Source organism: Salinicola tamaricis (genome assembly GCF_003006155.1).
Lineage (GTDB): Bacteria > Pseudomonadota > Gammaproteobacteria > Pseudomonadales > Halomonadaceae > Salinicola > Salinicola tamaricis.
Map to the genome: position 1 here is coordinate 3766150 of NZ_CP023559.1, position 23352 is coordinate 3789501.

General features: G+C 64.9%; 22 protein-coding genes, 1 tRNA gene and 3 pseudogenes. 7 read left to right on the forward strand and 19 right to left on the reverse strand.

The annotated features are described in order from the left end of the window. The first annotated feature begins 129 nt into the window (after nucleotides 1–129). Nucleotides 130–417 carry a YfcL family protein gene (locus CN538_RS17380; protein ID WP_106420244.1) on the forward strand — a complete coding sequence of 96 codons (288 nt, stop codon included), beginning with the start codon at nucleotides 130–132 and terminating at the stop codon, nucleotides 415–417. A 48-nt stretch (nucleotides 418–465) separates the two neighbouring features. Continuing rightward, nucleotides 466–1838, forward strand: a pseudogene (gene ppnN / locus CN538_RS17385) (nucleotide 5'-monophosphate nucleosidase PpnN). A gap of 122 nt (nucleotides 1839–1960) precedes the next feature. On the opposite strand, the gene CN538_RS17390 reads toward ppnN, so the two are convergent. The 12 genes from CN538_RS17390 to cysQ form a co-directional block, all read right to left on the reverse strand. Continuing rightward, nucleotides 1961–2263: a hypothetical protein gene (locus CN538_RS17390; protein ID WP_106420245.1), complete on the reverse strand. Its 303-nt coding sequence runs from the start codon at nucleotides 2261–2263 to the stop codon at nucleotides 1961–1963. Nucleotides 2264–2336: 73 nt separating this feature from the next. Then, entirely contained in the window at nucleotides 2337–2798 is a 462-nt protein-coding gene (locus CN538_RS17395; protein WP_106420246.1) for a flavodoxin domain-containing protein, read from the reverse strand. 305 nt (nucleotides 2799–3103) lie between these two features. Then, entirely contained in the window at nucleotides 3104–3412 is a 309-nt protein-coding gene (gene ihfA / locus CN538_RS17400; RefSeq protein WP_035470927.1) for an integration host factor subunit alpha, read from the reverse strand. 27 nt (nucleotides 3413–3439) lie between these two features. After that, nucleotides 3440–5821 (reverse strand): phenylalanine--tRNA ligase subunit beta, encoded by a 2382-nt coding sequence (gene pheT / locus CN538_RS17405; RefSeq protein WP_106420247.1) that lies wholly within the window; start codon nucleotides 5819–5821, stop codon nucleotides 3440–3442. Nucleotides 5822–5848: 27 nt separating this feature from the next. After that, a complete protein-coding gene (gene pheS, locus CN538_RS17410; protein WP_035470929.1) occupies nucleotides 5849–6868 on the reverse strand; it encodes a phenylalanine--tRNA ligase subunit alpha in 1020 nt (339 codons plus the stop codon). 155 nt (nucleotides 6869–7023) lie between these two features. After that, nucleotides 7024–7374 (reverse strand): 50S ribosomal protein L20, encoded by a 351-nt coding sequence (gene rplT / locus CN538_RS17415; RefSeq protein WP_035470930.1) that lies wholly within the window; start codon nucleotides 7372–7374, stop codon nucleotides 7024–7026. A 39-nt stretch (nucleotides 7375–7413) separates the two neighbouring features. Continuing rightward, nucleotides 7414–7608 carry a 50S ribosomal protein L35 gene (gene rpmI, locus CN538_RS17420; RefSeq protein WP_035470931.1) on the reverse strand — a complete coding sequence of 65 codons (195 nt, stop codon included), beginning with the start codon at nucleotides 7606–7608 and terminating at the stop codon, nucleotides 7414–7416. A gap of 87 nt (nucleotides 7609–7695) precedes the next feature. Further along, nucleotides 7696–8280, reverse strand: a complete 585-nt coding sequence (infC, locus tag CN538_RS17425; protein ID WP_479725174.1) for a translation initiation factor IF-3 — start codon at nucleotides 8278–8280, stop codon at nucleotides 7696–7698. Beyond that, nucleotides 8270–10180, reverse strand: a complete 1911-nt coding sequence (gene thrS / locus CN538_RS17430) for a threonine--tRNA ligase (RefSeq protein WP_106420248.1) — start codon at nucleotides 10178–10180, stop codon at nucleotides 8270–8272. The genes infC and thrS overlap by 11 nt, the downstream gene beginning before the upstream one ends. A 314-nt stretch (nucleotides 10181–10494) precedes the next feature. Beyond that, the gene (locus tag CN538_RS17435; protein ID WP_106420249.1) at nucleotides 10495–11388 is read right to left on the reverse strand and encodes an OmpA family protein; all 894 of its coding nucleotides are present in this window, start codon (nucleotides 11386–11388) and stop codon (nucleotides 10495–10497) included. 289 nt (nucleotides 11389–11677) lie between these two features. Then, nucleotides 11678–12115 carry a DUF2489 domain-containing protein gene (locus CN538_RS17440; protein WP_242495313.1) on the reverse strand — a complete coding sequence of 146 codons (438 nt, stop codon included), beginning with the start codon at nucleotides 12113–12115 and terminating at the stop codon, nucleotides 11678–11680. A 92-nt stretch (nucleotides 12116–12207) separates the two neighbouring features. Further along, the gene (gene cysQ / locus CN538_RS17445; RefSeq protein WP_106420251.1) at nucleotides 12208–13020 is read right to left on the reverse strand and encodes a 3'(2'),5'-bisphosphate nucleotidase CysQ; all 813 of its coding nucleotides are present in this window, start codon (nucleotides 13018–13020) and stop codon (nucleotides 12208–12210) included. Nucleotides 13021–13298: 278 nt separating this feature from the next. On the opposite strand from cysQ, the gene CN538_RS17450 reads away from it, so the two are divergent. Beyond that, a complete protein-coding gene (locus CN538_RS17450; RefSeq protein WP_106420252.1) occupies nucleotides 13299–14795 on the forward strand; it encodes an SLC13 family permease in 1497 nt (498 codons plus the stop codon). 141 nt (nucleotides 14796–14936) lie between these two features. Here the strand turns inward: CN538_RS17450 and CN538_RS17455 are convergent. Then, nucleotides 14937–15012 (reverse strand) — tRNA-OTHER (locus CN538_RS17455). A gap of 219 nt (nucleotides 15013–15231) precedes the next feature. On the opposite strand from CN538_RS17455, the gene CN538_RS17460 reads away from it, so the two are divergent. The 4 genes from CN538_RS17460 (at nucleotide 15232) to CN538_RS17475 (ending at nucleotide 18819) form a co-directional block, all read left to right on the forward strand. After that, entirely contained in the window at nucleotides 15232–15600 is a 369-nt protein-coding gene (locus tag CN538_RS17460; RefSeq protein WP_106420253.1) for a CidA/LrgA family protein, read from the forward strand. Continuing rightward, the gene (locus CN538_RS17465) at nucleotides 15597–16325 is read left to right on the forward strand and encodes an LrgB family protein (protein WP_106420254.1); all 729 of its coding nucleotides are present in this window, start codon (nucleotides 15597–15599) and stop codon (nucleotides 16323–16325) included. Before CN538_RS17460 ends, CN538_RS17465 begins: the two co-directional genes overlap by 4 nt. 134 nt (nucleotides 16326–16459) lie before the next feature. Next, the gene (locus CN538_RS17470; RefSeq protein WP_129591406.1) at nucleotides 16460–18628 is read left to right on the forward strand and encodes a right-handed parallel beta-helix repeat-containing protein; all 2169 of its coding nucleotides are present in this window, start codon (nucleotides 16460–16462) and stop codon (nucleotides 18626–18628) included. Further along, complete coding sequence (locus CN538_RS17475; protein ID WP_106420256.1) at nucleotides 18565–18819, forward strand: hypothetical protein; 255 nt, start codon at nucleotides 18565–18567, stop codon at nucleotides 18817–18819. The genes CN538_RS17470 and CN538_RS17475 overlap by 64 nt, the downstream gene beginning before the upstream one ends. Nucleotides 18820–18941: 122 nt before the next feature. On the opposite strand, the gene CN538_RS20500 is transcribed toward CN538_RS17475, so the two are convergent. The 6 genes and pseudogenes from CN538_RS20500 to cysC form a co-directional block, all read right to left on the reverse strand. Next, on the reverse strand, nucleotides 18942–19112 hold the full coding sequence (locus tag CN538_RS20500) for a hypothetical protein (protein ID WP_164999650.1): 171 nt from the start codon (nucleotides 19110–19112) through the stop codon (nucleotides 18942–18944). Then, nucleotides 19109–21127, reverse strand: a complete 2019-nt coding sequence (locus tag CN538_RS17480; protein WP_106420257.1) for an acyltransferase family protein — start codon at nucleotides 21125–21127, stop codon at nucleotides 19109–19111. The genes CN538_RS20500 and CN538_RS17480 overlap by 4 nt, the downstream gene beginning before the upstream one ends. Nucleotides 21128–21174: 47 nt before the next feature. Then, complete coding sequence (locus CN538_RS21350) at nucleotides 21175–21696, reverse strand: sugar transferase (RefSeq protein WP_277985046.1); 522 nt, start codon at nucleotides 21694–21696, stop codon at nucleotides 21175–21177. Next, nucleotides 21618–22187: pseudogene (locus tag CN538_RS25610) on the reverse strand (sugar transferase); the annotation flags it as partial. The gene CN538_RS21350 and the pseudogene CN538_RS25610, both read right to left, overlap by 79 nt. Beyond that, a pseudogene (locus CN538_RS23520) lies at nucleotides 22085–22534 on the reverse strand (Rossmann-fold NAD(P)-binding domain-containing protein); the annotation flags it as partial. The pseudogenes CN538_RS25610 and CN538_RS23520, both read right to left, overlap by 103 nt. Before the next feature lie 139 nt (nucleotides 22535–22673). Further along, a complete protein-coding gene (gene cysC, locus CN538_RS17500; protein ID WP_242495314.1) occupies nucleotides 22674–23342 on the reverse strand; it encodes an adenylyl-sulfate kinase in 669 nt (222 codons plus the stop codon). Between the last annotated feature and the right edge of the window lie 10 nt (nucleotides 23343–23352).

Consider the following 23352-nt stretch of genomic DNA (forward strand, 5'->3'; position numbering starts at 1 on the left):
GATTGCTATCAAAGCCTCTTGATCATCATAGCAATTTATACCCCGAGACGCACCGCCGCCGGCGTCGCTGCGCCGCTACAGCACCCGTGTTAGCATGCGTAATCCCCTTTTTGGATAGTTCAGAGCCCTATGTCAGATCCCTTCGCGCAACGCGCCCAAGCCGTCCAGCGCACCCTGCTCGAGATGGAAGAGAACGCCGCGGAGAACGACCTGTTCGCCCTCGGCTACATGATTCCGCAGATCGGTCTGGTCCAGGAGATGGCCGACTACGACCCTGCCGAGGTGGTGGCGGAAGATTTCGACGCCACCTACTGGCAGTGGCTCGAGAGCACGTTCGCTCAGGACGGCATGAGCGACGCCGACCGCGCACAAATCGCCGCGCTGTGGCAACGCGCCACCGACCAGACATCCGATTAATTTCACCGCGCTCGCTCCGGCGGGCGCTCTCTGCGCAAGGAAACGGCCATGCCCGAGACGCTCTCCACCATCGTCTCCCCCGAAGGAAGCCTCGAAGTTCTCTCCCAGTCCGAAGTCAATCGCCTGCGCGACACCTCTGGCAGCGGCCTGCACGATCTGCTGCGGCGCTGCGCGCTGGCGATCCTCAACTGCGATACTCCCCCGACGACGGTCTGGCGGTGATGCAGGCGTATCACGACTTCGATATCGAGGTGCTGCAGCAGGATCGCGGCATCCGTCTGAAGCTCTCCAACGCCCCGGCCTGCGCCTTCGTCGACGGTCGCATGATCCGCGGCATCCGTGAGCAGCTCTCCTCGGTCCTGCGCGACATCGTCTACGTCTACAACGAGATTCAGAACAACCCGCGCTTCGACCTCGACACCAACGAGGGCGCCACCAACGCGGTATTCCATATCCTGCGCAACGCCAGCGCTCTGCGTACCGCCCACGAGCCGAGTCTGGTGGTGTGCTGGGGCGGCCACTCGATCAGCCGCGAGGAGTACGACTACACCAAGGCGGTGGGCTATCACCTGGGGCTGCGCGAACTCGATATCTGCACCGGCTGTGGCCCGGGAGCGATGAAAGGCCCGATGAAGGGCGCCAACCTGGCCCACGCCAAGCAGCGCCGGCGCGGCGGTCGCTACCTGGGCATCTCCGAACCCGGCATCATCGCTGCGGAGTCGCCCAACCCGATCGTCAACGAGCTGGTGATCATGCCGGACATCGAGAAGCGCCTCGAGGCCTTCGTGCGCGTGGGTCACGGCATCGTGGTGTTCCCCGGCGGGGTCGGCACCGCCGAGGAGATTCTCTATCTGCTCGGCATCCTGATGCACCCGGACAATCGCGATATTCCCTTCCCGGTGATCCTGACCGGGCCGGCCAGCGCCAGTGACTACTTCCAGCGTATCGACGAGTTCCTCTGCTATACCCTGGGCGAGTCGGTGCGTCGCCACTACCGCATCATCGTCGACGATCCGGTCAGCGTGGCCCGCGAGATGCGCCGCGGCATCGACGATGTCGCCGAATTCCGCCGCAACCAGAACGACGCCTTCTATTTCAACTGGCGTCTCAATATCGAGCGCGGCTTCCAACAGACGTTCGAACCGACCCACCAGGCCATGGCGAACCTGGCGCTGCATCGCGATCAGCCGCGCCACGAGCTGGCCGCCAACCTGCGCCGGGCGTTTTCCGGCATCGTCGCCGGCAACGTCAAAGAGCCGGGGGTGCGCGCGATCGCCGAGCATGGTCCGTTCCGCCTGCATGCCGAGCCCGAGCTGATGGAACGCCTCGACACCCTGCTCACCTCCTTCGTGGCCCAAGGGCGCATGAAGCTACCAGGTAGCGAGTACGTGCCCTGCTATACGCTGGCCGCGCCGCACTGAGTCGGCCCCGCGCGGCGCACGCCGCGCGGGCAGCAACCCTAACGCCAACGGGCGACGGGATCTCTCCCGTCGCCCGTTGGCGTTGGTATCAGCGCTGGCGCCTGCGCCGTCTCAGACGGCGTTCAGCGGCGCCGCCATAGCCGCAGCACCACGTGCAACACCAGCCCCAACGCCATGCCCTGGGAGAGCGTCACCGCCCAGATCGCGCCGGCTCCGCTGAGCAGATGCCAGCCGGCTACCACCGCCAGCGCCACCAACAGGCAGATCAGCAGATGGCGTATGGCTCGCGGACAGCGGCCACGCTCTGCCACCGACATCAGCCGCCAGATCGCCGCCAGCGCCACACTCACCGCGACCACGAAGGCGCCCAGCAGGGCCAGACGCGTCTGATCGCCGAGCAGCCAGTAGCGCGGCAGCGAGAGCATCACACCAGCCACAGCCCCAGCAGCGTACTGAAGCGGGTCGCGGTCAGCGCCCGCGCCGAGGTGGGTGGGTCGCTCATGTGCCCAGCCCCTGCTCGGCAATCCACGCCTCGGCCCAAGGCAGCGCGGCATCATCCGCCATGAAGGTCTCCATGGCATCGATCTCCAGCCGCTCACCCAGGCGCTGCGCGCCGAGGTCGGCAAGAATCTCGTCGAGTGCCCGGCCGGAGCCGCAGAAGGTATCCCCATAGGAGCTGTCGCCCAGCGCGATCAGGCCGTAGCGCAGCCCGTTCAGCGCCGGCGGCGTCTCCTTGAGGGCACGCACGAAGGCGACGAAATCGCCGGGGAAATCCCCACTGCCGGTGGTCGAGAGGCAGAACAGCGCCAGATCGGGGCGGTCGTCGACCAGATCGGCCAGCGTCGGCTGCTCGATCACGGCGACCTCGTAGCCGGCCTGCTCGAATAGCGGCGAGATTTGCTCGGCGACATCGAGCGCGCCGCCGTAGACGGTTCCTACGTAGATCTTCAGTCTGGGCATATGGGTTCGGTCTAGAGTGGGTGAAAAGCACGGGCTAACGGCCGCCGCCCGCCCTGGGCGCGAGATTAGGGTTTGTACGAAAAGTCAGCGAGCGAAGGCAAGACAAGGCAAAAATCGGCGAAAACGCGGAGTTTACAGGGTGTAAATGAGCATTTTAAGCCGATTTTTAACGCCGTATTGCCGAGCGCAGGCATTTTTCGCACAAAGCCTAACACACCCGCCCGGGGCGGCTCATCCGGCGCCGGCCCAACGCAAGACCGCCTGCCGGGGTCGCCGGCAGGCGGTCTTGGATGTGCGGGTCGCGCTCAGGGGTCCTGCAGCTCGCCGTCGAAGCTCTCGACCTTGGCCTTCAGCTTCTGCCCGGGTCGAAAGGTGACGACGCGTCGGGCGGAGATCGGTATCTCCTCACCCGTCTTCGGGTTGCGTCCCGGCCGCTCGCGCTTGTCGCGCAGATCGAAGTTGCCGAACCCCGACAGCTTCACCTGCTCGTTTTCGCGTAGGCAGCCACGAATCTCCTCGAAGAACGTCTCCACCATGTACTTGGCTTCCCGCTTGGAGAAGCCGAGCTCCGTATGCAGGTGCTCGGCGAGTTCAGCCTTGGTCAGCGCTCCCATCATCGCTCCTTCGCACAGGACGACAGATCAACTGCGCAGCCTGGCGCCGAAACGGGACTCGGCTTCGTCCACCACGGCTGCAATTAACTGATTGATTTCATCGTCATTGAGAGTGCGCGAAGGATGCTGCCAGGTCAAGCCCAGGGCGATGCTCTTGTGCCCCTCGGCGACCCCCTGCCCCTGGTAGACATCGAACAGCTGCCATTGGGTGAGCCACTCGCCGGCACGCGCGCGGATCGCTTCCAGCAGCGGCGCCACGCCCACCTCGGCATCGACCACGAAGGCCAGATCGCGACGCACCTCGGGGTAGCGCGACAGCGGTTGGAAGGCCGCAATCCGCCCTTCGAGTACCGCCTGCTGGGCGACTTCGAAGAGATAGACCTCCGGCTTGATGCCCAACTGCGCCCGGATCGACGGGTGCAGCGCGCCGATCCAGCCCTGAGCCTGCTCCCCTCGATAGAGTTGGGCGGTACGTCCCGGGTGCAGCGCGGGGTGGCTGGCGGCGACGAACTGCCACTCGTCGGCGCAGCCGCCAAGCGCCAGCAGGCTCTCGAGATCGCCCTTGAGGTCGAAGAAGTCGACGCTCTCACGTCCCGCGGCCCAGCCCTCCACGTCGCGGCTACCACACACCAGCCCGCCGATCATCGGCGTCTGCACCAGCGCATCGAGCTCGCCCTGGAACACCAGCCCGGTCTCGAACAGACGCACCCGCTGCTGCTGGCGATTGAGGTTGTGCATCAGCGCCTTGAGCAGCCCCGGGAAGAGGCTGTGACGCATCACCGACATGTCGCTGGAGATGGGGTTGGCCAGGGTCGGCGACACCGCCTCCGGCAGCAGCAACGACTGCAGCTCGGGGGAGACGAAGCTGTAGGTCACCGCCTCCTGATAGCCACGCGAGACCAGGTGACGGCGCACCCGGCGCAGCGGCTGCAGCGCCTCGTCGGCCGGCTTCAGGCTCAGCCGCGCCTGGGGCCGCCGCACCGGCAACCGGTTGTAGCCGTGGACGCGCGCCAGCTCCTCGATCAGATCCTCTTCGATGGCGATGTCGAAGCGCCAGCTCGGGATCTGCACCCGCCAGCGGTCGCCGGGCGCCGACGCGGTCATGCCCAGGCCGCGGAAGATGCGCTGAATCTCCTCGTCGGGCAGGCGCACGTCGAGGCAGGCGGCGAGGCGTTCGCGACTCAGTGCGACATCGTCGCGCTGGGGCAGGTGCACCGGCTTGCGCACCTCGGAGATCGGGCCCGGCGTACCCCCGACGATCGCCAGCAGCAGCTCGGTGGCACGCTCCATCGCCGGACGCGTGATGTCCGGGTCGACGCCGCGCTCGAAGCGGTGGGAGGCATCGGTGTGCAACCCGAACTCACGCGCCTTGCCCGCCACCGCGAGCGGCGCGAAGAAGGCGGCCTCGAGGAACAGGTGGCGGGTGTCGGCGCCGACGCCGCTGTCCTCGCCCCCCATGACGCCGGCGATCGCCAGCGCCTTGGCCTGATCCGCGATCACCAGGGTAGTGCCATCCAGCACGACTTCCTGGCCGTCGAGCAGGGTCAGCCGCTCGCCGTCGTGGGCCCGGCGCACCTCGATGCCCCCTTCGAGCACGTCGAGATCGAAGGCGTGCATCGGCTGCCCCAGCTCGAGCATCACGTAGTTGGTGACGTCGACCGCCGGATCGATGCTGCGAATACCGCTGCGACGCAGGCGTTCGCGCATCCACAGCGGCGTCTGCGCGCTCAGGTCGACGTCGCGGATCACCCGGCCGAGATAGCGCGGGCAACCCGCTTCGTCGCTCACCGCGATCGGGAACTGGGCATTGCTGCGCGCCACCACCGGCGCGATGTTCGGCTCCACCACCCGGGTCGCGGTGACGCAGCCGACTTCACGGGCGATACCGCGCAGACTGAGACAGTCGCCGCGATTCGGAGTCAGATCGACGTCGATGGTGCTGTCGTCCAGCGTCATCCAGGCACGGAAGTCCTTACCGACCGGCGCATCCGCGGGCAGCACGTAGATGCCTTCGGAGTGCCCTTCCTCCAGCCCCAGCTCGGAGGCGGAGCAAATCATGCCGTGGGACTCGACACCCCGCAGCTTAGCTCGCTTGATCTTGAAATCCTCGGGCAGCACCGCGCCGACCCGGGCGAACGGCACCTTCTGGCCCACGGCGACGTTGGGCGCGCCACACACCACCTGCACCGGTTCGCCGCTACCGTCCTGAACCTGGCACACATTGAGCTTGTCGGCGTCCGGATGCGGCGCCTTGGCCACCACTTCCGCAACCACCACGCCTGCGAACACCGCCCCGACCGGCTCGATCGCATCGACCTCCAGGCCGGCCATGGTGATGGCATCCGCCAGGGCCTGGGTATCGAGCTGAGGAGAGACCCACTCGCGCAGCCACGCTTCGGAAAACTTCATCTTGATACTCCTTGACTGGCGAAGAACTCAGTTGAACTGGCGCAGGAACCGAAGATCGTTGTCGAAGAACAGGCGCAGATCGTTGACGCCGTAGCGCAGCATCGCCAGACGCTCCGCCCCCATGCCGAAGGCGAAGCCAGTGAAACGGCTGGCATCGATACCCGAGTGGCGGAAGACCTCGGGATGCACCATGCCGCAACCCATCACCTCTAGCCAGCCGCTGTGCGAGCAGACCCGGCAACCCTCGCCGCGACACATCACACACTGGATGTCGACCTCGGCGGAGGGCTCGGTGAACGGGAAGTAGGAAGGCCGGAAGCGGACCTGCAGATCGTCACGCTCGAAGAACGCCTGCAGGAAATCGGCGATAGTGCCCTTGAGATCGGCGAAGCTGATCCCTTCGTCGACCAGCAAGCCCTCGACCTGGTGAAACATCGGGGTATGGGTCAAATCGGAGTCGCTGCGATAGACACGTCCCGGGCAGACAATACGGATCGGCGGCTCCTGCGTCTGCATGGTGCGCACCTGGACCGGAGAGGTATGGGTGCGCAACAGCCGCGTGGCGTCGAAGTAGAAGGTATCCGCCATGCCCCGCGCCGGATGGTGGGCCGGGATGTTGAGCGCCTCGAAGTTATGGAAGTCATCCTCGATCTCGGGGCCCACGGCGACATCGAACCCGATGTGCTGGAATAGCGCCTCGATGCGCTCCAGGGTCTGGGTCACCGGGTGCAGACCGCCATTGACCTCGCCGCGCCCGGGCAGGGTGACGTCGATACGCTCGGCTTCGAGCTGTGCCGACAGCGCCGCCTGCTCCAAGGTTTGGCGGCGCTGCTCGAGCTCCTGCTGCAGCGCCTGCTTGGCCTCGTTGATGCGCTCGCCGGCAGCCGGTCTCTCCTCCGGGGGGAGCTGGCCGAGCCCCTTCAACAGCGCCGTGATCTCGCCTTTCTTGCCCAGATAGCGCACGCGCACCTGGTCCAGAGCCTGGGCGTCCTCGGCCGCGGCGATGGCCGCACTCGCCTCGTTGACCAGGGCAGGAAGATGATCCATCCGTCGAGCTCCGCTTGTCTCTCGTGACGCACCGCATGTCGCTGCTGCGGTGCACTCAAAAACAGGGTATGGAAAAAAACAGGGGAAGAGCGGCTGCTCTTCCCTGGATCGGTCACGCGATTACCTCGACCCGCGAAGGGTCAGGAATGACCGGTTTATGCAGCCTTGGCTTTCTCGACGAGCGCCGTGAAAGCGGCCTTCTCGTGAACGGCCAGATCGGCCAGCACCTTGCGGTCGATCTCGATACCCGCCTTCTTGAGACCGGCGACGAAACGGCTGTAGGACAGGCCGTTGTTGCGTGCCGCCGCATTGATACGGGTGATCCACAGCGCGCGGAACTGACGCTTGCGCTGACGACGGTCACGATAGGCATACTGACCGGCTTTGATGACCGCCTGCTTGGCTACGCGGAAGACGCGCGAGCGCGCACCGTAGTAACCCTTGGCCTGCTTCATGATCTTCTTGTGACGACGACGTGCGACGACACCACGCTTGACGCGAGACATAGTACTCTCCTGACGTTAAAAAAGGTCGACCAAAGGGGCTCAGAGGTTCGGCAGCATGCGGGCCACGAGCTGCTTGTCGGCAGCGTGAACCTGCTTCATACCGCGCAGCTGACGCTTACGCTTGGTGGACTTCTTGGTCAGGATGTGACTACGGAAAGACTGCTTGTGCTTGAAGCCATTGGCGGTCTTCTTGAAGCGCTTGGCAGCGCCGCTGTTGCTCTTGATTTTCGGCATGAGTAGAAACTCCGATCCGATTTCTTTAGAAAACCCGAGGCCGGGCGTGGCGCATCGGCGCCACACCCCGTTCGACTTGCCCGCGGATCACTTCTTCTTGGGCGCAAGGATCATGATCATCTGCCGACCTTCCATCTTGGGGAAGGATTCGACAGCGGCCATCTCCTCGAGATCGCCGGCGATCCGTTCCATCAGTCGACGACCGATGTCCTGGTGCGCCATCTCGCGACCGCGGAAGCGGAGCGTGACCTTGCCCTTGTCGCCACCTTCGAGGAAACGTATCAGGTTCTTGAGCTTCACCTGATAGTCGCCCTCGTCCGTGCCAGGCCGGAATTTCACTTCCTTGACCTGAATCTGCTTGGTCTTCTTCTTCTGAGCCGATTTCTGCTTCTTCTGCTCGAAGAGGAATTTACCGTAGTCCATGATCTTGCAGACGATGGGGTCGGCATTGGAAATCTGCACGAGGTCCATACCGGCTTCCTCGGCACGCTCCAGCGCCTCTTGCATGGGGACGACCCCCACCTGCTCACCCTCGGCATCGATGAGGCGAACTTCGTCTGCACGAATACGGTCATTGATGGGCGCGCGCTTTTCCTGAGGACGCCCGCGCTGATTATTACGCTTGATCGTTAGATCTCCGTTTGGCGATTCACGTTGCTGCTCAGTGCTGATCCGGCTTGCCTGCCTGCTCGAGCTGCGCCAACAGCGCCTCTACCGACAGGGAGCCCAGATCCTCGCCGGACCGAGTACGCACGGCAACGGCACCCGATTCGACTTCCTTATCTCCGACAACCAGCAGATAAGGGATCTTCTGCAGCGTATGTTCGCGAATTTTAAAGCCGATCTTCTCATTCCTCAAGTCCGCTTCGACACGGAAGCCCGCTTCACGCAAGCGCTTCAGGAGATTGTCGGCATATTCGCGCTGTGCATCGGTGATGTTCAACACCACCGCCTGGACCGGCGCCAGCCACAGCGGCAGGGCTCCGGCGTAGTGCTCGATCAGGATACCCACGAAACGCTCCATCGAGCCAACGATGGCACGGTGCAGCATGACCGGGGTCTGGCGCGAGCCATCCTCGGCCACATACTGGGCACCGAGGCGACCGGGCATCATGAAGTCGACCTGCATGGTGCCGACCTGCCACTCGCGACCCAGGCAGTCCTTCATATGGTACTCGATCTTGGGACCATAGAAAGCACCTTCGCCGGGCAACTCCTGCCATTCGACATCACAGTTGCCGAGCGCGGCACGCAGCGCACCTTCTGCCCTGTCCCAGGTCTCATCGCTGCCCAGGCGCTTGTCCGGGCGCAACGCGATCTTCACCGCGATGTCGTCGAAGCCGAAGTCCGCGTAGACCTTGAGCGCCTGACGATGGAAGGCGGTCACCTCGGGCTCGATCTGCTCGGGCGTACAGAAGACGTGACCGTCGTCCTGGGTGAAGGCACGCACGCGCATGATACCGTGTAGCGCACCGGAAGGCTCGTTGCGATGACAGCCGCCGAACTCACCATAACGGATCGGCAGCTCGCGATAGCTTCGCAGACCCGAATTGAAGACCTGGACATGGCCCGGGCAGTTCATCGGCTTGAGCGCATACTCGCGCTTCTCCGACTCGGTGAAGAACATGTTCTCGGCGTAGTTGTCCCAGTGGCCAGACTTCTTCCACAGCGACACGTCCATCACCTGAGGACACTTGATCTCCTGGTAGCCGCCGCTCTTGTAGACCTTACGCATGTACTGCTCGACGACCTGCCACAGGGTCCAACCGCGGGGGTGCCAGAACACCATGCCAGGCGCCTCTTCCTGCATGTGGAAGAAGTCGAAACGACGCGCCAGCTTGCGATGGTCGCGCTTCTCGGCCTCTTCCAGACGCTGCAGATAGGCCTTGAGCGCTTTCTTGTCGGCCCAGGCCGTGCCGTAGATACGGGTCAGCATGGGGTTGGCGGAGTCACCCCGCCAGTAGGCGCCAGCCAGCTTGGTCAGCTTGAACGCCTTGAGGTGCCGAGTGTTGGGCACATGAGGCCCGCGGCACATGTCGATGTACTCCTGGTGATGGTAGAGACGAATCGTCTCGCCATCGGGAATCCCTTCGACGATCTGCTGCTTGTAGGGCTCGTCGCGGGAGACGAAGGTCGCCAGCGCCTTAGCCTTGTCGACGTATTCGCGCTCGACGTCGTAATCCTGGTCGATCAGCGCCTTCATGCGCGCCTCGATCTGCTCCAGATCCTCCGACGAGATCGACTCGCCGAAGTCGATGTCGTAATAGAAGCCGTCTTCGATGACCGGACCGATCGCCATCTTCGCTGCCGGGTAGAGCTGCTTGATCGCATGCCCCATCAGGTGAGCGCAGGAGTGGCGTATGATATCCACCCCTTCCGGGTCGCGCGCGGTGATGATGGCGACCTCGGCATCGTGTTCGATCAGATCCGCGGCATCGACCTCGACCCCATCGATCTTGCCGGCAATGCACGCTTTGGCCAGACCCGGCCCAATGGACTTGGCCAGCGCCATGATGCTGATGGGATGTTCGAAGGTTCTCTGACTGCCGTCGGGCAGCGTGACAATAGGCATGAAGACATCCTTATGTTCAGTGGTGGTCCACACCAAGGACCACATGAACGGTTCGATACGGTGACGTCGCTATCCACGATCAGCCTGCATACGGGCAGGCCAATGTTCGGCGGAAAGGCGTCGGCTTGACGATATCGCCGTGAGGCGAGTTTGGGGGCACTAGCGTAGCAGCGCCGGGAGACCGACGCCATCGATTACGCGGTCGCCCGAGCAGACGTGGCAGGAGAAGTCGTCGCTGGAGCGGACAGGATTGCCCTAAAACGACAGAGGGCGCCCGAAGGCGCCCTCTTGATCACATCGATCTGGTGGCGAGCTTACTTCCACTCGTCCAGTTCGACGCGACGGTTCTGGGCACGACCTTCAGCGGTGTCGTTGCTGGCGATCGGATCGCTCTCACCGTGACCGTAGGTCATGATGTTGTCAGCATTGAAGCCCTTGTTGACCAGGTACGCTTTGACGGAGTCGGCGCGACGCTGGGACAGCTTCTGGTTGTAGTCAGCCGGACCCACGGAGTCAGTGTAGCCGTCGAGACGGATACGCAGCTTGGCGTTGGTGTTGGAGCTGGCCATCAGCTTCTGGGAGATACCGTCGAGGATCGACTCGGCCTGCGGAGTCAGCTCAGCGGAATCGAACTTGAAGTTGACGTCACGCAGAATGACGCTCTCTTCACAGCCCAGGGAGTTGACCTTGGCACCAGCCGGGGTGTTCGGGCACTGGTCCTGGTAGTCAGGCACGCCGTCACCGTCGGAATCCAGCGGGCAGCCCTGAGCGTTGACTTCGACGCCAGCCGGGGTACCCGGGCACTGGTCCATGTAGTCCGGCACGCCGTCACCGTCGGTGTCCAGCGGGCAGCCTACCGCATCAACCGCGACGCCGGCCGGGGTGTTCGGGCACTGGTCACGATCGTCCGGCACGCCGTCGCCGTCGCTGTCGACGACATTGGAGGAGTAGTCGGCACACAGCAGAGCACCTGCCGTCGCGCCGGCAACGCCACCCACGGCTGCGCCAGTGTCTTCGTCGGAACTACCGCTGGTTGCGTAGCCCAGACCACCGCCGATCAGACCGCCAGCGATGCCACAGACGAACGGCGAGTTGTACCACGCCTGATCGGAAGAGCTACCGGTGGACTCCATGCCAGAACTGGCACAACCAGAAAGACCGACTACCAGAGCAGAGCCCAGCAGCAGGCCAGTCGTTGATTTTTTCATGTAAGACTCCTTCTTAACACAGCGCTAGTCGTAACGGGCGTTACCCAGCGGCTTCGAGTATAGAAGCCGATTTCGTTGGGAGAAAGTCATTCCCCTCCCTCAACGACAAAGAAATCTCTCGCGATGGGAACCCATCGAGTCGAGTAGCGGTCAATGTTCCCATTGTCCCTTTTTCTTTGCAGCTCCGTAACAGCATTGTCGATTCCTTGCCGGTATGCAAACCCGCGTCGGAAACACTGTTCTTTTTTAGCATCATTTACGAGATTGGCAAAGCGTAGCCGCGAAAAGTTCACGCCACTTGCGTGATTGCCGCCCCCTTGTCGGGCCAGTCGGCACACAGCGCCTGCAGCGCCCGGGCAGCATCGTCCAGCCGCGTCTCGTACTGCTCGGCGATCGCCACCCGAGCGAGATCCTCCCTGTGGCGCTGACGCGGCGTCAACTCGCTCCGGGCGGCATGCGTACGCAGATGCGCCGCCTGCGCCTGGACCTCGGCGATCACTTTGAAGCGCTCCTGCGTCACCAGCTGATGGTCGACGATGTCCAGTAGGACCTTGCAGCGCAGGGCGCCCTCGACCAGGTCTACCTGGCGTTCGAGCATCGCTTGCGAGATCGCCGCCAGACTATCGATGCAGTTGCGATTGGCACGCGCGATCTCGTCACGACGAAACGTCTCGCGTCGCCGCACCTCGCGCCACAGCCGGCGGGCGTAGAGGGACAGTCCCACCACCACGGCCAGCCACCAGCGCCAGCGCGCTCACTCCCCATGCAGACATCACACTCTCCTGAACCGATCGATTGTCTTCGCAGACGTCGTCACACTCACGGCGCCTCGTGCCACACCCTCCGCCAGGTTCCCTGGGGGTCGGCACAGGCGACGAAGTCCGGATTGAGCAGCGACGCCTTGGTGTTGTAATGCAGCGGTTGCCAGTCACGCGGATCGACCAAGGCTCCGCCTGCACCTTCCAAAATCGCTTGCGCCGCCGCCGTGTCCCACTCGCTGGTCGGGCCGAAGCGCGGGTAGAGATCCGCCTCGCCAGCAGCGATGCGACAGCACTTGAGAGAACTGCCGAGGGCTTCCACCCGGGCCCCAGGCAACCGCTCGAGGAACGCCTGGGTGCGCGCATCGCAGTGATGGCGACTCACCATCACCCGCGGTGGCGTACGTGAGGCGCAGCCGAGCCGGACCCAGGATGCGCCGCTGGCCGCCTGGTACCAGGCGCCCGATTCACCGCCGCCAGCCCACACCTCGCCACTGCCGGGCTTGGCGATCACCCCCAGTACCGTGCGCTGATCACGAATCAGGGCGACATTGACACTGTACTCGTCGGAGCCGCGGATGAACTCCTTGGTGCCATCCAGCGGATCGATCAGCCAGTAGCGAGACCAGCGTCGGCGCGTCTCCCAGGGGGTCGCCGCCGCCTCCTCGGAGAGCACCGGCAAGCGGGCATCGCCCAGCGTCGGCAACCCCTCCATCAATACCCGGTGGGCGGCGAGATCGGCGTCGGTCACCGGGCTGGCGTCGGTCTTGAAGCGCGTCCCCAGACCGTCAGCAGCGGCGCTCAGGATCGCCTCACCGGCGCGCCTGCAGAGCGACGCCAGGGCGTCGAAAGAAGGGTAGAGAGAAGCGCTCATGCAGTCATCCTAGGTCACCGGCGGCGCTACCGCCGTCGCCGCGCAGCGGGTGGACGGCCAATCCAGTGACGGCCGCAGCGTGCGCGCATGATATTAGACCCGTGCACCTGCCGCACCCTCGCCGGCGATGAGCACGGCAAGTGCAGCGTGCAGATCTGTTGATAGACTGGGGTTCATGGTGATGTGGCGCATGCCCGGCGCTGGGTCATACGCCGCATCGCCAGGCCCTCACCAGTCACCATCGCTCGGCCCATCGCCTCGTCAAACGGAGAGACGTCATGACCACCACCCGCACGGATGCGCATTCGCCCCCCTCCCTCGCCGCCAGGATCGGCCTGATCCTGGGACCGCTCTGGGTGCTGGCGACGCTAGTGCTGCCATCGCCTGCCGGGATGTCGCCCGCCGCCTGGCACTGTGTCGGCCTGGCGCTGCTGCTGGCGACCTGGTGGGCCACCGAGGCAATCCCTATACCCGCGACATCGCTACTGCCGATTCCGCTGGCACCCGCGCTGGGCATCGCCGAGCTCAAGGGTACCGCCGCCAGCTACGCTAACCCGACCATCTACCTGTTCCTGGGCGGTTTTCTGCTCGGCATTGCGATGCAGCGCTGGAATCTGCACCGCCGGATCGCCCTGCGCATCCTCGATCTGGTGGGCCAGAAGCCGCGGCAGCAGATCGCTGGCTTCATGCTCGCCACGGGGTTCATCAGCATGTGGGTCTCCAATACCGCGACTGCGATCATGATGCTGCCGATCGGCATGTCGGTGGTATCGCTGTTCGCCAGCGCCGACGCCCGCGAGGTGCAACGCTACGCCACCGCCCTGCTGCTGGCAATCGCCTACGCGGCGAGCATCGGCGGCATCGCCACCCTGATCGGCACGCCACCCAACGCCATCCTCGCCGGCTACCTCGCCAGCGAGCAGAACATCGAACTGGGCTTCGCCGAGTGGATGACCGTGGGGCTACCAGTGAGCCTTGCCATGATGGCCGTGGCCTGGTGGTGGCTGACCCGCGGCGGCTTCGATCTGCGCCTGCAGGACAGTGAGAACAGCAGCGAGAACGATGACGAGGACAAACACAGTCAGGACGGCAACGTGATTCGCGACGAGCTGGGCAAGCTGGGCCCGCTGAGTGCCGCAGAGATGCGTGTCGGCGTGGTCTTCCTGCTCGCTGCGCTGGCCTGGATCACCCGGCCGCTGCTCAACGACATGGGCGTGGACTGGCTCTCCGACACCTCGATCGCGCTGATCGCCGGAGTGGGCCTGTTCCTGATCCCCAGCGGCAACGAGCCGCATCGCCCGCTGCTGCTGTGGGAAGACACCCAGGATCTCCCCTGGGGTATCCTGCTGCTGTTCGGCGGCGGCCTGGCACTGGCCAGCAGCATCAGCAGCTCGGGGCTCGCCGATTGGATCGCCAATCAGCTGAGCCTGTTCGACGTCCTGCCGCTACTGCTGCTGATCGGCGCCGTGGTGCTGGTGATCATCTTTCTCACCGAACTGACCTCCAACACCGCCACCGCCGCGGCCTTTCTGCCGCTGCTCGGCGCGCTGGCGATCTCGCTAGGCATCGACCCGCTGCTGATCACCGTGCCCGCGGCGATCGCTGCCAGCTGCGCCTTCATGATGCCGGTGGCAACGCCGCCCAATGCCATCGTCTTCGCCACCGGGAAGATGAAGATCCAGTCGATGATCCAGGCCGGCTTCCTGCTCAATCTGGTCGGCGCCGTGCTGGTGACCTTGATCAGTGTGGCGGTGGTCGAGGCCTTCTGGCTCTAGCACGACACGACCCGCGCAGGCTGACGGCCGGTGCCTCGAAGACAGGCGAGCAGAAAGATAGGCGCACAGAAAGACGGACAAAAAATCGGGGCATAAAAAAATGGCCAATCGGAGCGAATCCGATTGGCCATTTTCTCGATCTGGTCGGAGCGACAGGATTCGAACCTGCGACCTCTGCAACCCATTGCAGCGCGCTACCAAGCTGCGCCACGCTCCGGCTTCGCCCAGGCTTGCCCGTGGGCTACCCTGCGAAACGACGCGTATACTACCTCGCGTTCCCGGAAATGAAAAGCGCTTCTTTCATCTTTTTTATCAATCGCTTGCAGGACAGTGTCGGGACGCACTTGGTGATCGCCGCAATCGACGTACAATAGCCCGCTTTCTGGGCGCTCCGCCGGCTCCCCTTACTTAATACGCACACGCGCAAGAGGTCACCATGTCCCTGATCATCGGCATGAGCATTCTGCTCGGCTGTCAATTTCTCGGTGAGGTGCTGAGTCTGGCACTGTCACTGCCGATTCCCGGCCCGGTCATCGGCATGCTGATCCTGCTCGTCGGTCTCGTCATTCGCGGCAGCGTCCCGCCCAGCCTGCGCAGCATGGGTGAAGGCCTGCTCAAGTATCTCACGCTGCTGTTCGTGCCCGCCGGCGTCGGACTGATCGAGCACGTCGGGCTGATCCGGCAGGAGTTCTGGATCCTGCTGATCACGCTAGTGCTATCGGCGGCGGTGACCCTGTGGGTGACCAGTCAGGTGATGCAGCGGCTCGCCCAGCGCAGCGGCACAGCGCAGGAGGAAGACGCATGAGCCCGCTGCCTCTCGGCCAGGTATGGGTCTATCTGGCCGCCAGCCCGCTGCTGCATCTGTTCGCCACCCTGATCGCCTTCGTCATCGCCAGCCGCATCAACCGCTGGGCCGGCGGTACGCCACTGTTGCACCCGGTGATCCTGTCGATCGCGCTGCTGATCGCCTTTCTGCTACTCACCCATACCGACTACCCTACCTACTTCGCTGGCGCGCAGTTCCTGCACTTCCTGCTCGGCCCTGCCACTGTGGCACTGGCGATCCCGCTGTTCGACCAGCGCGAACGCGTACGCCGCCTGCTGTGGCCGGTGTGTGCCGGCACCCTCGCCGGTGTCGCCACCGCGGTAGTGTCGGCGGTGGGTATCAGTCTGGTACTGGGTGCCGACCACGCGACCGTGCTGTCGCTGGCGCCCAAGTCGGTGACCTCGCCGATCGCCATGGGCATCGCCGAGAAGATCGGCGGTATTCCGTCGCTGACCGCAGGGCTGGTTCTGCTCACCGGGGTCATCGGCTGCATCATCGGCCCCTGGGTCCTGCGCCTGGGCCGTATCACCGATCCTGCCATCCGCGGCTTCTCCATGGGCTTGGCCGCCCACGGCTTCGGTACCGCTTACTGTTTCTCCACCTACGGCGCCATCGCCGGGGCCTTCTCCGGCCTGGCCATGGGGCTGTCGGGGCTGGTCACCGCCTTCGTGCTGCCGCCACTGGTACAGCTGTTCGGCCTCTGATTCCCCAGCGGTAGCGCCGGTGGCGGATACGCACCTCCACCGCCGGCTGACAAAACCACACCAAGTCGCAAAAGAGCGCGGGCGGCGAGTCGCGGATAATGCTCGGCGAGTTCACGACGCGAGAGTGCGCCCCCATGGAAGTCAAAACCTTCTTCGCTCAGCGCGCCGACGGTCGAGCGCTGCCACGCGCAGCCGTCAGCGTTCTGCCCCAGGGCGAGGAGACGCTGGCAGCCGGCCTCGAGGATGGCCGTGGCCAGCCGCTGTCCAACCCGTTCCACGCCGATGCGGACGGTCGCATCCAGTTCGCCGCCCCCAACGGCCACTATGTAGTGGAAGTAGGCGATGGCACCCAGCAGCAGCGCTTGCACGCCCAGTTCTTCGATCAGGGCGAGATTCATTCCGCCTCGGGCACCCAGCCGCTGTCCCAGGCGCTCGATCAGCGCCTGGTGGTGGTCGACAGCGTGGATACCCTGCGCGAGTGGCCGGGCGGTCGCGTCGCCGACGGCTGCTGGCTGGTCTGCCGCAGTTTCTACCACGACCGCCCCTTCGAACTGGATATCCAGCTACAGCGTGTCACCGCCCTTGACGACCCCGCGCAGGCCAACCAGATGGCGTGGCTACCCAGCGCCCACCCGCTTCGCGATGACTTCCATCGTTTCACCCTGTGGGCCGCCGATGGCGCCGCCTATGTCCAGCCCGGCGACGACATCGATCTGCTCAAGGTCGGCTTTCGCGCCGACTATACCGACGCCGAGGGCCGCGGCAGCGACGAGTCGGCCTGGTTCCAGGAGACGCTGGACAAGACCCCCTACCGCACCAAGTATCTGCCCGATCTGCCCCAGGGCCGTGCGCTCTATCTGGGCAAGCGGCGTATCACACTACGTTCGGGCACCCGTCTGGTGGGCGCCGGCGCGCGCGCCAACAGCCGCCTGGTCAGCGATTATGTCGCCAGCGGTTTCCGCGACGGCTTGTTCCTGCTGCGCGAACCCCACGTGATCGCCGCCTGGGCCGAGGGACGGCCGCAGGGCGATTTAGACGCCGCCTTCAGCCACGATATCCATATCAGCGGCCTCACCCTGGAAGCGCGCGACTTCTGCCGCGGCGCAGTGACCCTGGTCTGCGCCCGCGACGTGATCTACCGCGATATCCATCATGTGCGCTGCGGCGGGCTGAAAGTGTTCCATGAGCTGGAGCTCAACGGGCGCTATTCCACCCGGGAGGAGGACCCGGAGAGCGATAACGCCGTGACCGCGGGCTTCAACCCCGAGGTGCCCGATGACCTGAGCGAGCGCATCCGTATCAGTGACCTCTCCGGCGGTGCCGGCCGCTATACCCTCTCCCCAGGAGACAGCAGGCGCGCTGGCGCCGTGCGCCTCAACTTCGTGCGCGATTTCAGCATCTCCCACGTGCACATGGACTACTGCAACGTCTCCGGCTGGGGCGGCTCGGCGCGCCCGGGCAAGGGTGGCGAACTCAAGTGGATGCGGCGCCTGCGCGACGGCTTCATCCAGGACGTCCACTGCCGCTGGACCAATGGCGCGATCTATTTCAACAACGCCCACAACATCAAGGTCTATGGCTGTAGCGCCAAGGAGGTAAGCGACACCGCCTTCGATCTCGAGGGTTGCACCTACTGTCTGTTCGATGGTCTCTATGCCGAGAACGCAGCCAACTTCGGCATCTCGATCTTCTATGCCACCCGCGGCAACGTGATCAAGAACTTCGTCGCCCGCCAGAGCGCTAGCGCAGGCACGCTGCATGAACGTCTAGAGGAGTCCAAGTTCGGCCCTGGTCTGGGCCGCACCCTGTTCCGCCGCCTGGCCGGATTCGAGGATCCCGATTTCAGCCAGGACGTGACCCTGGATACCGGCGCCTTCGTCTATGAGGGCGAAGGCTTCGGCGCAGTGATCGTCGACTCCTGGGCCGACGTCACCTATCGCAACGTCAGCCACCATGACGTGGTCATGGACCTGCGTGGCCACAGCAACGCTCAGTCGCCCTATCTCAAGGATTGCCGCTTCACCTTCACCCGCCCCGCGCGTGATGGCGACGTGCTGGTGGCGCTGGGCACCAACCGCAGCGACTACGGCTACTGGAAAGGCGGCGCATCGTCTCGAAAGTGCCGCAACCTTCTGGCGTGGTGCCGCTACTGGGGCAGCTACGCGCCTATGCCGGTACCGCGATCTTCGATCTCGACGACCTGCGCATCGACGTCCCCGGGGTCGAGACCGCGATCGCCGTGTGCGATGCACGCCAGGCCGGGCGCCGCCCCGGCCACGCCTTCCGCCTCGGACGCAACCTGATCCCGGCCCACAGCGGCATCACCGATCTCGCCCTCAATCGTCAGTCGGGTGGCGACGCCCTGCAGCTCGATGCCGGTGACAATCGCGCCCTCGACTTTTCTCCGGTGCAGGTAAAGGCGCTGGACGAAGGTGGCACTCGGCGCTATGCCGCGCTCGCCTTCGGCCTCGACGTGGCCCGCGCCAGCGACTGACGCCAACGGCCGCAGTGACAACGTCACCAACGCAAGACGCCCGCCGAATTCGGCGGGCGTCTTGCATTCAGCGGGGCGTTGACGGCGCATAGTGGCTCGGAGCGAGGGCGCCGCTTGCCGGCTCAGCCGAGCATGACCCGGTTGGCCTCCCCCACGATCCGCAGGCCGCCGGGCATCGGGCGCATCGAACGCTGATCCAAAAGCGTGCGCGGCGGCCCGGAGAGCGCGGGCAGCGCGGTGGTCGCGGCCACGGCCAGCATGGCCGTGATGAATCGACGGCGTGTCAGACTCATGATCCCTCCTTGGAGTCGGCTGGTTGATTGGCCTGGGACGCGCCGGCGATCCAGTGTCCCGCATCCGCCATCGCGAATGCCGCCTCGGCCTGAGCCAAGGTGCGGGCGATACGTGGCGCCGCCAGCTGCGAAAAGGTGTTGGTGATGTGATGGTCGTCGCGATAGAGCAGCACCTGCCCCTGCAGCGGCCGACACAGGCGCTCATCGCAGAACAGATCGCTGATGTCGGCGAAGTAGACGTTGTCGAGGTGATAATCAGCGGTGGGCGAGCGTCGACTGAGCAGCGCATCCCGCGGCTTGGCACAGGCGTCCGCGGCGTCCTCGTGCAGATCGACACACTCGGGCACGTCGAAGCCGAACCAGGGGTTGTCGCGCAGCGCCAGCACTCGCACGCCCCCTTGCGCCAGCGCGTTCCACGCCGCCAGATAGCCCTCGGGCACGTGCTCCGCCGCGCCCTGCCCGCGGGTCGAGTTGGTGAACACATAGTCGGGCTGGATCTGACGGATGCGCTCGATCACCCGCTCGTTCCAGGCATGGCAGGAGGGGTAAGCCATGTAGTCGGCATCGGCGTCGAGGGAGAGCATGCAGCCGCCCTTGGTCAGGGTGACCAGGCGAAAGCGCTCGCGTGCCGCCACCCGCTGCAGCGCGGCCAGCCACTGCTGGGCATGAGAGCCCCCGGCCAGCACCACCGTCTTGTCGGCGTCAGGGTCACCGTAGCTGCACTCCACCAGCTCGGCATCGGTTGCGCTCTGATGGCAACCATCCCGGGACGACGGCGGTAGGTCCATGCTGGCGATCAGGGTCGGCGGATAGACTGTCGCCTCTGCCGGCCGAGCGTCGTGCAGGAACCGATCGAGTGCCGCCTCGGCGCTGGCGCGGCGTCCCTGGTAGTCATGATACCAGCCGCCCAGGGCCGCCATCGGCAGCGCCAGCAGTGCCGCGCAGGCTGCATAGGTGGCGAACCTGTGACGCGACAGCCACGCCGAACGGCGCACCGGGTTCTCGAAGCCCCAGGTGGTCAAGCCCGCCAGCAGCGCGGCGCCACCGATGATCGCCAGCCCCGGCAGCAGCCCGACGTCGAAGCCGCCGGTAGCGTAGCGATAGCAGGAGAGCAGCGGCCAGTGCCACAGATAGAAGGCGAACGAGAGATCGCCGAACCACACCACGCCGCGATTGTTGAGCAGCCAGATGTCGCACTGGTTGCGCGCAGCGACGATGATGCCGCAGGCCGCCAATACCGGTATCAGCGCCACCACCCCGGGGAACGACGACGACACCTCGAGAAACAGCGCAAAGGTGAGCAGCACCGCCAGCGACACCCAGCCGAGCAGCTTGGCCACCAGACGCGACAGCGTCATCCGCGTCACCGCAAAGGCAAGCAAGCCGCCGATGGCGAATTCCCAGGCCCGCGCGCCGCTATCGAAGTAGGCCCACGGCTGGTTGCGCGCGGTCATATAGACGCTGTAACCCAGCGACAGCAGCCCGATCAGCGCCAGCGCGACGATCACCCGTCGGCGGTAGCCGTGCTGGTCACGGCCGACGCGACCCGCCACCCACAGCAGCAGCGGGAACAGGCAGTAGAACTGCACCTGCACCGCCAGCGCCCACAGCTGCTGAAACGGCGACGGTGGCGAGCCCTGCTGCAGATAGTCGGTGGCGGTGAAGGCCAGTGCCCAGTTCTCGAGAAACAGCGTCGAGGCCAGGGCGTGCTTGATCTGATTGCGCCACATCGAATCCGGCATCAACCACAGCGACAGTGCCACCGTGGTCACGATCACCACCGCCGCGCTGGGTACCACCCGGCGCAGGGTCTTGGCGTAGTAGTCGAACAGCCCGCCCAGCGTGGGTGGGCCGCCGCGGGTCAGCGAACCGACGATGAAGAAAGCAGCGACGACGAAGAACACGTCGACACCGCCGGATACCTTCTGGATCCAGATGTGATAGACGGCGACCATCAGCGCCGCCACCGCGCGCAAGCCCTGAATCTCGTACAGGTAGCTTGTGTGTCTAGCCAACGTTCAGCTCCTTCGAACGTAACGGATGAGGGATCAAAAACGCCGTATCAGTAGGCGTTCTGACCGGTGAAGCCCTTGAATACGGTAAGAAAGATGATCTTCAGGTCGAGCAGCAGCGACCAGTTGTTGATGTACCAGAGATCGTGCTCGACCCGGCGCTGCATCTTGTCCAGGGTGTCGGTCTCGCCGCGATAGCCGCACACCTGGGCCCAGCCGGTGATGCCCGGCTTGACCATGTGTCGCTGCATGTAGGACTCGACCAGATCCTTGTAGTAGTCGTTGTGCGCCAGGGCGTGCGGCCGCGGCCCGACGATCGACATGCGCCCCTGCAGCACATTGATGAACTGCGGCAGCTCGTCCAGCGAGGTCCGGCGCAGGAAGGCACCGACCCGGGTGATGCGCGGATCGCGACGGGTGCCTGGGAGATCTGGCCGGCGGACTCCCGGTGCACCTTCATCGAGCGGAACTTGTAGACCTGGACATCGTGGCCATTGACCCCGGTGCGCAACTGCTTGAACAGCACCGGACCCGGCGACGACAGCTTCACCGCCAGCGCGCAGGCCAGGCACACCGGCGCGATCAACAGCAGAATCAAGCCACCGATCACGATGTCCTCCAGGCGTTTGGCCCACTGGGCGCTGCCGGCGATGGGGCTGACGCTGAGATCGAAGGCGTGATTGCCGGCGACCTGGCTGACCCGATGGTTGAGCAGCGGAATATCGGCGAAGTGCGGGATGAAGCGGATCTCCAGCGGTAGATGGCGCAGGTTGTACATGATCGCCCGCACATGGGCCCCTTCGGAGACCGGCAGACAGATCCACACCTCATCGGCGCCCGACTTCTCCACCCGCTGGGCCAGATGGCGCGGCGTCTGCTGGCTGCGCAGCACCCGCGCGCGCAGATACCGGCGAGTGCATAGCCCTGCTCGCGGTGGCGGCGCAGCGAGCGTGCCACGTCGAGCAGGTTCTCCTCGGGGCCGACCAGAAACACCTTGCGCCGGTTCTTGGCGCTGGCGTTGTGATAGAGCGTCAGCATCATCAGCAGCGACCGCGACGCGCACACCAGGCAGAACGACAGCAGGAAGGTGAACACCAGCCACTGCCGCGACACGCTCTCGGAGAGCTTGAACAGATAGAGCAGGCTGGCGAGTACCGCAAACACCGCCGCCCACACCCACAAGAGCCGGTAGATACGGCTGCGCAGCCGGGTCGAGCGCCACTTGCTATAGCCGCCACCGAACAGATTGATCAACACCACCGCCAGCGCCACCAGCACCAGCACCAGCGCGTTGCCGCTATCGAGCCGCGCACTGCCGAAACGCACCTCGCTGGCCAGCACGCCCGCCAGCGCTATGGCCATCACATCCATCAGCGGCGCCAGGCGCCGGACCGGATTCAGGCTTTTCATCGTGGTTCTCCCTTGAACGCCTAGTTATCCCTGAACGCGTGGTTATTACTGAACGCGAAGTTATCCCTGAACGCGTGAGTCTCAATGACCGCTTGCACCTGGCTTGCCATCGCCGCAGACGCCACCAACGCTCGGCCTGTCATACGCAGCGCCGGCCCGCGAGATAGTCGACCACCTGCTGCGCCATCGCCGACGGCGAGCGACTGCCATCGTTGTGCAGATGCACCTCGGGCACCTGGGGCGGCTCGTAGGGCGAGTCGATACCGGTGAAATCAGCGATCTCGCCGGCCCGTGCGCGCCGGTATAGCCCCTTGGGGTCGCGCGCCTCGCAGGTCGCCAGCGGGGCATCGACGAACACCTCGATGAAGTCCCCCGCCGCCAGCCGTCGCCGCACCGCGGCCCGCTCGCTGCGGAACGGCGAGATGAACGCCGACAGCGTGATCACCCCGGCATCCACGAACAGCCCCGACAGCTCGCCGATGCGCCGCACGTTCTCGACCCGATCGGCGTCGGAGAAGCCGAGATCACCGTTCAGCCCCTGGCGCACGTTGTCGCCGTCGAGCAGATAGGTCAGCTTGCCCAACTGGTGCAGCCGCTCCTCGACCAGCCCGGCGATGGTCGACTTGCCGGAGCCGCTCAGCCCGGTGAACCAGAGCAGGCAGGCACGCTGAGCGTTGAGCGCCTCACGCTGAGCCCGATCCACCCGATGGGCATGCCAGACGGTGTTGTCGCTCATGCACGCGCCTTCTTTCTCGTCCTGCACTTCCTTGCCCTGCACTTCCTTGCCCTGCACTCCCTTGCCCTGCATGCCCGCCTCC